The organism is Globicatella sanguinis NBRC 15551, assembly GCF_001552295.1.
In the GTDB taxonomy this organism is placed as follows: Bacteria; Bacillota; Bacilli; order Lactobacillales; family Aerococcaceae; genus Globicatella; species Globicatella sanguinis.
On sequence record NZ_BCQX01000094.1, the window covers coordinates 1 to 9165 of the forward strand.

9 protein-coding genes are annotated in these 9165 nt (G+C 37.0%); all 9 read right to left on the bottom strand.

All coding sequences use genetic code 11. From position 1 onward, the window contains the following. Positions 1-156: 156 nt before the first annotated feature. On the bottom strand, positions 157-1068 hold the full coding sequence (locus GSA01S_RS07910; protein WP_066126415.1) for a dihydrodipicolinate synthase family protein: 912 nt from the start codon (positions 1066-1068) through the stop codon (positions 157-159). Positions 1069-1088: 20 nt separating this feature from the next. Further along, on the bottom strand, positions 1089-2060 hold the full coding sequence (locus tag GSA01S_RS07915; protein WP_066126417.1) for an alpha/beta fold hydrolase: 972 nt from the start codon (positions 2058-2060) through the stop codon (positions 1089-1091). A 13-nt stretch (positions 2061-2073) separates the two neighbouring features. Then, positions 2074-2385: a hypothetical protein gene (locus tag GSA01S_RS07920; protein ID WP_066126418.1), complete on the bottom strand. Its 312-nt coding sequence runs from the start codon at positions 2383-2385 to the stop codon at positions 2074-2076. Positions 2386-2462: 77 nt separating this feature from the next. Further along, positions 2463-3155 (bottom strand): N-acetylmannosamine-6-phosphate 2-epimerase, encoded by a 693-nt coding sequence (locus GSA01S_RS07925; RefSeq protein ID WP_066126419.1) that lies wholly within the window; start codon positions 3153-3155, stop codon positions 2463-2465. Continuing rightward, positions 3155-3988, bottom strand: coding sequence for a carbohydrate ABC transporter permease (locus tag GSA01S_RS07930; RefSeq protein WP_066126421.1), 834 nt, complete (start codon positions 3986-3988; stop codon positions 3155-3157). The genes GSA01S_RS07925 and GSA01S_RS07930 overlap by 1 nt, the downstream gene beginning before the upstream one ends. Before the next feature lie 12 nt (positions 3989-4000). Continuing rightward, positions 4001-4882, bottom strand: a complete 882-nt coding sequence (locus GSA01S_RS07935) for a carbohydrate ABC transporter permease (RefSeq protein ID WP_066126422.1) — start codon at positions 4880-4882, stop codon at positions 4001-4003. A 723-nt stretch (positions 4883-5605) separates the two neighbouring features. Further along, a complete protein-coding gene (locus GSA01S_RS07940; protein ID WP_066126424.1) occupies positions 5606-6922 on the bottom strand; it encodes an ABC transporter substrate-binding protein in 1317 nt (438 codons plus the stop codon). A gap of 3 nt (positions 6923-6925) precedes the next feature. Beyond that, positions 6926-7744, bottom strand: coding sequence for a MurR/RpiR family transcriptional regulator (locus tag GSA01S_RS07945; RefSeq protein WP_066126425.1), 819 nt, complete (start codon positions 7742-7744; stop codon positions 6926-6928). A gap of 21 nt (positions 7745-7765) precedes the next feature. Next, positions 7766-8641 (bottom strand): ROK family protein, encoded by an 876-nt coding sequence (locus GSA01S_RS07950; protein WP_066126426.1) that lies wholly within the window; start codon positions 8639-8641, stop codon positions 7766-7768. Between the last annotated feature and the right edge of the window lie 524 nt (positions 8642-9165).

Consider the following 9165-nt stretch of genomic DNA (forward strand, 5'->3'; position numbering starts at 1 on the left):
AGGAGAATCGGGTAAGCTAAATGACTCGACCGAAAATTTAAGCGAAGTGCAAAAAGGTTGGGGAGTGACCCCGCACCATTTGACAAAGAGCCTAAAAAACATCATCTCCAACAAAAAAGGAAGCCATCATAGCTTCCTTTTCACTCTATTAGGGATTTAACAATACTGACTTCTGGCTGCTTTTATCATGTCATGAGCACGATCAATTGTTGGCTTATCTGCATCGGTAATGCGAGCTAATGGCCCCCGAACATGACCACACTCTAATCCTTCACGACGTAAGATTTCTTTCATCACATCATATAGATTGCCTTGGCATCCTACCATTGTAAAGATAATTTCAGTTATTTTAAATTGAATCTCTGTTGCTAATGGGATATTTCCTTCATTAATAGCCTTATCACAAGCTAAGAATAACTCTGGCATGACACCATAAGTCCCTCCAATACCCCCTTCAGCACCCATCACCCGTCCACCAACAAATTGCTCATCTGGTCCATTAAAGACAATGATGTCACGGTCTGCTTCTAATTTCCATGTTAAAATATCTTGTACTGGCATTGACGAATTTTTAACACCAATCACATATTTATTTTCCAACATTTTTTTGAATTGGCCTGTTGATAAAGCATATCCGGTTGTCTGTGGAATATTATAAATAATAAAATCACGTTGTCCTGCTTCAATCATCGCTGTCCAATAAGCTTCAATGGAAGGTTCTGGTAAGCGGAAGTATATCGGTGGAATTGCTGCTAACGCATCAACTCCTAAATCAGCTGCATGCTTCGCCAACTCGACCGAATCGCGGGTAGAAGGAGCGGCTACATGGGCAATGATTGTCATCTTACCCCCTACTGCTTCCATGACGCTTTCTAATACTAATTTACGTTCTTCAACATTTTGGTAAATACACTCACCTGAGGATCCACCGACATATAAGCCTTTAACTCCCACTGATAAATAGTGTTTTGCTAATGCCTTACAGCGTTCAGCACTGATATTTCCTTCTTCATCATAACAAGCGTAAAACGCCGGGATAATCCCTTTATATTTTTCTAAATTGCTCATGTTCAATTGAACTCCTTTAATTATACTTCTGTTGCAATTTCTGAACCAACCAGCCAGTTAAATACTAAATCATTCACGAAAACATTCATCGCTTCATGCCCATATTCTGGCATAATATGAACACTCTTTTCACTCTCAATGCGATTATATGCGGCAAATTGGGTCGAGGGTGGGCAAACATCATCCTGCATCCCTACAAAAAATTTTACCGGACATTTTATGCGATGAGCGAAATTTTTTATATCAATATATGCCAAATTATCTAAAATCCGCTGCTCCGTTTCATGGAAGGGATCTTTATATTTGAAATAACGGAATAATTCATTATATGCTTCGGCGCAATCACCTAATTCCAAAATGCGTTTAAAATCGGATAAAAATGGATAAATAGAAACGACTTTTTTGATGCGTTGATTTAAGGCACCGGCAATTAATGCGAGTGCCCCTCCTTGCGACCCACCAAAACTCATTAAACAGTTTTCATCTACCCACTCTTGTTGCGCCAAAATTTCAATCATTTGATAAATATCCAAATAAATATCTTTATAGAATAATTTATCAGGAGATTGTGTCATTCCACGGATTACTTGTCCTTTAACGGTTACGCCATCAAAAACACCATGATCGATCGATTTGCCTGCTTGTCCACGAACATCCATTGCGACCACGCCAAAACCTGCTGCCACGTAGTTTAAACATTGTGACCAATCTGGGCTTTGTCCTTGATAACCATGAAAATGAAAGACAACCGGCACTGTTTTCTTTTCTTTAGGAAACACGCATTTCGCATATACAACGCCATGATTCGTTCCTTTAAATTTTAATTCATATGCTTGAACATTCGGTATATTAAATTGACAAGCCTCTAAAGTATACTCCGGTAATGATGAGACTTGTAATAATTCATTATCCCAAAACTCATCGAAATTTTGCGGAACTTCTTCACGACCATAATAATGACGCATTTCATCAAGCGACATTGTATCAAACATAATTCTCACTTCCTTATTCTTCTGGCATTATCTCTTCTTTAAGTGGTTTTCCTTTACGAATGAGAAAAAGTCCCAAGTTGAAGATAGCACTAGCGGCCACAATTGGCATATAGACAAATAATAAATTAAACCAAAACTGTTCAGCCGTAAATTGTTTCAATAATAGGAGAACCACTAAAAGACTCACTGCAACCGCATTGATAACTAATGGTGCGGTAAAATAATGTTTAGCCACTCGGTTAATAATGACCGTTGCCATCATGGATAAGCCCATATAGAGAATGCCATAATAAAACCACCCTATGATTAATTGTGATACTGTCATATTATCCCTCCTATCGAATGTCTCAGACACCTTGAATGTCTGCTGACTCGTTCTCAATATTTTACCTTCTTGAAATGTTAATTTGGTACAACTTTCATAAAGCGAGACGCAATCTCGTACGGTCGTGTAATGGCTCCACCTACCACTGCTGTATGAACACCTTGAGCAAAGGCTTCTGCCAATTCTTCTGGATAATGAATTTTACCTTCAGCTACAATGGGAGTATGGGTTTTTTCTACCAACTGACGCATCAGTTCAAAGTTTGGTCCTTCTGTTTGATGCTTAGTATAAGGTGTATACCCATTCATTGTTGTACCAATTAAGTCAAAGCCTAAGGCTTCTGCATGTAGACCTTCTTCCAATGTAGAAATATCGGCCATCAATAATTGATGAGGATATTTCTCTTTAATAGCTTTAACAAAATCATCAATCGTTCCATCCGCACGCGTGCGATTGGTAGCATCTAATGCGATAATATCGCTCTTTGCTTCAACTAACGCATCTACTTCCGCCATCGTAACCGTTATATAAGAATCAAATCCTTCATAGGACTTCTTAATAATGCCAATGACCGGAACATCGAAAGCTTCTTTAATTTGCTTGATGTCTGTGACACCTTGGGCTCGAATACCGACAGCGCCCGCCTCAATTGCAGCTTTAGCCATTAACACCATCACACCACCTTCTTCGCGATAAAGAGGTTCGCCTGGTAAGGCTTGACAAGAAACAATTAATTTTCCTTTTAGTTGATCGATTATTGGATGAGTCATTATCCTTTCACCGCCCCTACTGTAATTCCTTGCGCAAAGAAGCTTTGGAACATTAAGAATACAATAATCATTGGTAATGATGCTAGTAACGCACCTGCCATTAATAATCCATAGTTCAATGAGAATTCAGCATTTTGCGCCATCGACGCTAAACCTAATGGTAAAGTCTTCATTGTTTCTGAGTTAGTAAACACTAATTGTGAGAAGTAATCATTCCAACTAGAAATAAAAGTAAAGATGGCGAGTGCCCCAATTCCTGGTTTTACGATCGGAAGAACAATATTGATAAATTTCTTCACTTCCCCACAACCATCAATATCAGCCGATTCCAATAAGGAGTCCGGTACTGAATGTGAGAATTGTTTCATCAAGAAAATACCGAATGGCCAACCAACAGCCGGTAAAATTAATGCCCGATAAGTATCCATTAATTGCATTTCAGTAATCAATCGCAATAATGGAATTAAGATAACCTGTTTCGGTAAAGCCATCGCCCCAATGAAGATGGCGAATAATAGCTTCACACCTGGAAATCTTTTTTTAGCTAAGGCGTATCCTGCTAACGAAGCAGTTGAACACACTAAAATCGTCGTCGCAAGAGAAACAAACACTGAGTTAAAGAACCAACGCGCTGTTAATGGAATTAATAATTGTTTAAAATTATCCATTGTTGGTGTCATTGGAAACCACTCAGGTGGCATGGCAATCGCTACATCTTGAATTTTAAAAGCCCCAGAGGCAATCCAATAAAATGGGAAAATAAAGAAGATTGTCAATGCTGATAATAAAGTAAAAGACAAAATATTAAAAAGTCCAAATTTTTTAAATTCCATTTTTCATACCTCCTATTCAATGTCTTTATTTAAATACTTAAATTGTAATGTTGAAATAATCGCAATAATGGCTGCTAATACAACCCCCATCGCACTCGCTCTACCATAATCTTGGATCTTAATACCGGCTTCATAAACTAAATACATTACCGTTGATGTCGAATAATTCGGTCCACCGGCTGTCATCAATTGAATTAAGGCAAAGATTTGGAAGCTATTAATTGTCGTTGTTACCACAATATACAATGTAGTCGGAATGATTAATGGCCAAATAATATTTTTAAACATTACCCAATTTGAAGCACCATCAATCTTTGCTGATTCTAGTAATTCTACTGGCACATTCCCCAAAGCAGCGATATATAAAATAATGGGTTGCCCAATACTCGTGGTGATAAGGACGACGATAATAGCATAAATGGCGGTTTGTGAATTACCTAGCCATTGAATATTGCCATCAATAATATTCATCGATTTTAGGACATAGTTGAGAATACCAAAGTCCGGGTTGTAAATCCAAAGCCAAACAACTGTAATGGAAACAACGGATGAAACAGCTGGCAAATAAAATACCCCTCTAAAGAAACTGCGCACTGCAGCCGATTTATTATAAATATTAATGGCAATGAATAATGAAAGGATTACCACAATTGGAACAGCGATTGCCACAATAAACATGGTATTGCCCATTGATCTTAGAAATACATTATCAGATAATAGCTTCGTATAATTATCGATTCCTACAAAAATCTGTCTTCTTCCACGAAACTTATACAATGACATATGGATACCTTTAATCATTGGATAGAGTACGAATGTTAAGAAGAAGATCATTGCAGGAGCAATAAAGAGATAGCCACTTATGTCATACTTTCGTTTTAAACGATTTAACATCTTACTTACACTCCTTCGAAATATTATAAGACTTTAACTTTCTGTCTTTATTAAATAATAGCTAGGGTTTTAGCTTTAAATCGCTAACTTAGGTCTTAAAAATTGTTAGCATTGTCGCATCATAGAAAACACAATTTTAAAATCATAATAAATTTTAATATGGCACTAAATCTTCTTTCAAAATTGTGAGAATGCGTCCTATTTAACTAAAATAGAGCCCATTTCATTACTCGACAAATAGACGTTCACACCTGAATGTCCATACACCACTTGTGTAATGCTCATAAAGTCGTCGCAAATTGCGAACCCATGTGTCAACATATTTTTGTCCAATAATGAATGATGAGCTCTATCATTTCATTATATTTTTTGATAAAAGTGATTGGGAAGAAGTGGACCAGAAGTAGAAAATGAATGATTTTCGCTTCATCGGCCTATTCCGCACAGTTGGGTGTGGACCAGAAATAGAAAATGAATAATTTTCACTTCGTCTGGTCACCCTCACACAGTTGGGTTGGTCTCAAACCAGTCCTTATGATGCCGGCTGAGACCACTCAATCACTGTGCTTTTAATTTACGAACAACAGCTTGACTGATTTTTTCAAGTTCATTCCAATCTCTTTAAGACCACTCAATCACTGTGCTAGTATTGAATGTGCAAAAACTTGACTGAATATATCTTATACAGGCCTAGCTTCATTCCCAAATCAACTAAATTTAATACTATTCGCCTAATAACTCTACTTCTTCAGCATAGATGGCATTAGCTTCTTCAACGAAAGCATCTAAAGCTGCTTTAACATCTTCAGTATCACCAGATAATACACCTTGTAATAATGGGAACCATAAAGGACGCATTCTTGCATATCCTGGAATTGTATTATAATAAGCACCAAATTGATCGTTTAATTTTTCAGCAAATGTTAATTCCTCATTATCATATAAACCAGTTTCTCCCTCTTTAGCTGAGAAGTTACCGGTCGCTAATAAAGTACGTTTTCCCCAAACTTCGTCGTTAATCATGAAATCAACAAATAATTGTGCTGCTTCGATTTTAGCATCATCGCCATTATCAAATACCGCTGGACCTGCTACTAAATATTCATATTTTGGTGCTTTGTCCACATTCGGGAATGGTAAGAATTTGAAATCTAAATCTTCCCATTGAGCAGCTAAACCAGGACTAGCTAAAATCGTTAGGGCCGCTTTTCCTGACTTGAAGTATTCTAAGGCATCTTTTGCTTCTAAAGCTGCCCCTTGTCCCAAGATACCAGTAGGCGCTTGCTCCTTAATCCATTCTAAAGCTTTGACGCCTGCTTCATTATTAATGATATACTCTGTTACTTCATCATTGGTAATCCAAGAACCAAATAAGTTAGAGACAAATGCACGTGGACCTTGGTCTCCTGCTTGTGATTTAGAATAAACAACGGTTGGGATTGTATCGCCTTCAGCATCATTCACCGCTTCTAAAAATGCTTGGAATTCGTCTACAGTCCAATTACGATCTTCACTATCTAAAGGTAATAAATCTGTTACACCTAATTCATCCGTTAATCCAACGTTTACCGCCATTAAGAATGGTGCGATTCCTTGTGGATATAAGTATAATTCATCTTCAAATGAACTTGCTTTAACTGCTGCTTCAATTAAAGTGCTCGTATCAACATCAGTGAACGGTGCTAAATAGCCTTTACTTGCCCAGTCAATAATACGCCCTGGTGCATCATAGATAACATCCGGATTAGTTTGTGACTGTAATGCTGTTTCAATTTTTGCTGGACCGTCTGTAAAGTCCAATTTTTGATATTCTACATTAATATGTGGATATTTTTCTTCGAATGCTGCGATTAAAGCTGCATCATAGTCTTCTGACGCTGGGAATTCTTTATCGCTTGTAAAGTTAGGGAAGTTCCAATAAGTGATGGTCACTTCATCTTCGGCACTAACAACTGCTGGAGTTACCGATGCTACAACACCAGATAATACGGTTGCTGACATAGCGAAAGCTACTAATTGCTTGAATTTCTTAAATTTCATCTTTTATTCCTCCGTAAAAATAGCTTTTTGTAAAATTTCTTGAACTGTGGTCTTCATCTTCATCGCATAGTGATGATTTTCTAATAATTGCAATGTGATGATGTCGATTAAATAATAAAACGGCAATTGTGAATTAGCGAATTGATCGTTATTCACAAAACGACTACTATGGACAAAGAATGTCTCATCCGATAACTTTGCAATGGTACTTCCTTTGATACTTGTCACACTAATGATAGTTGAACCATTTGATTTTGCGTTTTTTAATGCATGTACCACTTCCTTTGTTTCTCCTGAATTACTAAACCCAATGACAATATCACCAACCTGTGTAATCGCACTTCCGATAATCATCATATGCGAATCAGTTTCAGCAATCGCATTTATTCCCATCCGCGATAAGCGAATCGCAAATTCTTTTGCTGTTAATCCTGAACTCCCCATACCATAAATGACGATACGATTGGCATTTTTCAATATTTGAATCACACGATTGATCTGTGCTTCATCAAGTAACTCCGCCGTCCGTTCAATTACCCGGTTATAATATTGCGTTACTTGATAAAACGCATTGACATTTTCATCTTTCTCATCGCTCAATGCCGAAGCAGAAAGTTCCATTTTTAGTTGGACATAACTATCACAACCCACTTTGCGACAAAAACGCGTGATCGTAGCAGCTGATGTACCAATTGCTGCTGATAAATCTTGAATGCTGATATTTCCTAAATGTTTTTGTTCTTGTAACAAATAAGTTGCTATCATCTGTTCTTTTGGTGAAAAATTTATAAAATTAGCTTCTATCTTTTCTACCAAACTCATTGTAAATCACATCCTACTATCTTAATAAAGATGAAAGTATAAAGCTCCTAACATGCCGGCATTGTTACCCGCTCGCGCAGGACTTATCTTTGCGGTTAAAAATCGTTCACTGACTGCTAACTCTTTTAACTTTTGCTCAATCGCTGGAATAATCATATCATGTTGAACTAAGATGCCGCCTCCAAGTACAATTTGGTCTGGATTCAAAGTATATTGCATTATAAGTACGCCTTTAGCTAGAGCACTTATAAATCGTTCAAACACTTGATTCACTCGTTCGTCTGATGCTAATCTTAAGCGTTCAAAAAATTCTTCGCCAGTTATCTCCTCATTGAGTTGTCGCTTCGCGTCCACTAGTAAGGCGGTAGTAGAAGCTATATCTTGAAAATATTGACCCTCAATTGGCAAATACCCTACTTCTCCAGCCATAAAACTTGGCCCTTCGTATAATTTCCCATCAATAATAATGGCTCCACCGACACCTGTTCCAATGGTTAAGCATACTAAAGTTTTTGGTTTTTCTAATTCAGTAAAAGCTTGCCAATACTCTCCTAAACAAGCAGCATTTACATCATTTATTACTGTGCATTTTACTTTGGTCAATGTTTCTACCGTTTCTTTTAAAGGAGTTCCAGTATAACCCGGTATTGTATACCCCGCATACGTGATGACTCCCTTTTGGGAATCCACCACTCCCGCTGTTGAAATCGCAACACCTTGTAATCGATACTTTTCTTGAGTTGTCGTACAGATTTGACAAACTTGATCCAAAATATAATTTGTAGACTCTGTTATTTTTGTTTTCTGACGCTCTGTGGCACTCAGTTGAACTCCTTCATTATCAAATACTGCATATTTAATATATGTACCGCCAATATCTATTCCTAGATATGACACTCGCTTCCCCTCCTTTTAAAAACGCTTTCTTGATTTCGCTTTCATTATACCACCGACAAAAATTAATTTCAAGTGTTTTTTTTATGAAAATTATTTTCTTTTAAAAATTAATTATAATGAGCCACCTACAAATAATCCCTCACCTTTCATGATAGAAAATGAGCATACTAATTATAGTTTGGAAACGAATGGTTTTAGGGCGTTCAATTAATATTAGACTATCATGCTAAAGAAGAAGTAAACACATCAAAATTTAGCCCTTCATGTTGGTAATCAACCTGAAATTGATTAATCAATTAAACTGACAACTATAAAAAAAGTGCTACAAAGCTCACCTGATGTAAAGCTTCCATAGCACTTTTTTTCAACAAAATATTTTATATAGTTTCAGAGATTTTCACAAAAAACAAAATCCCAATTAGTAGTCCTGTCATCTCCCTGTAAATGTCCCCCTATGTCCGTATCAAATTGAGGAGGAAGAGGCTGGGCATAAACTTAATAAATTTAGTTAAGATTATTGTTTG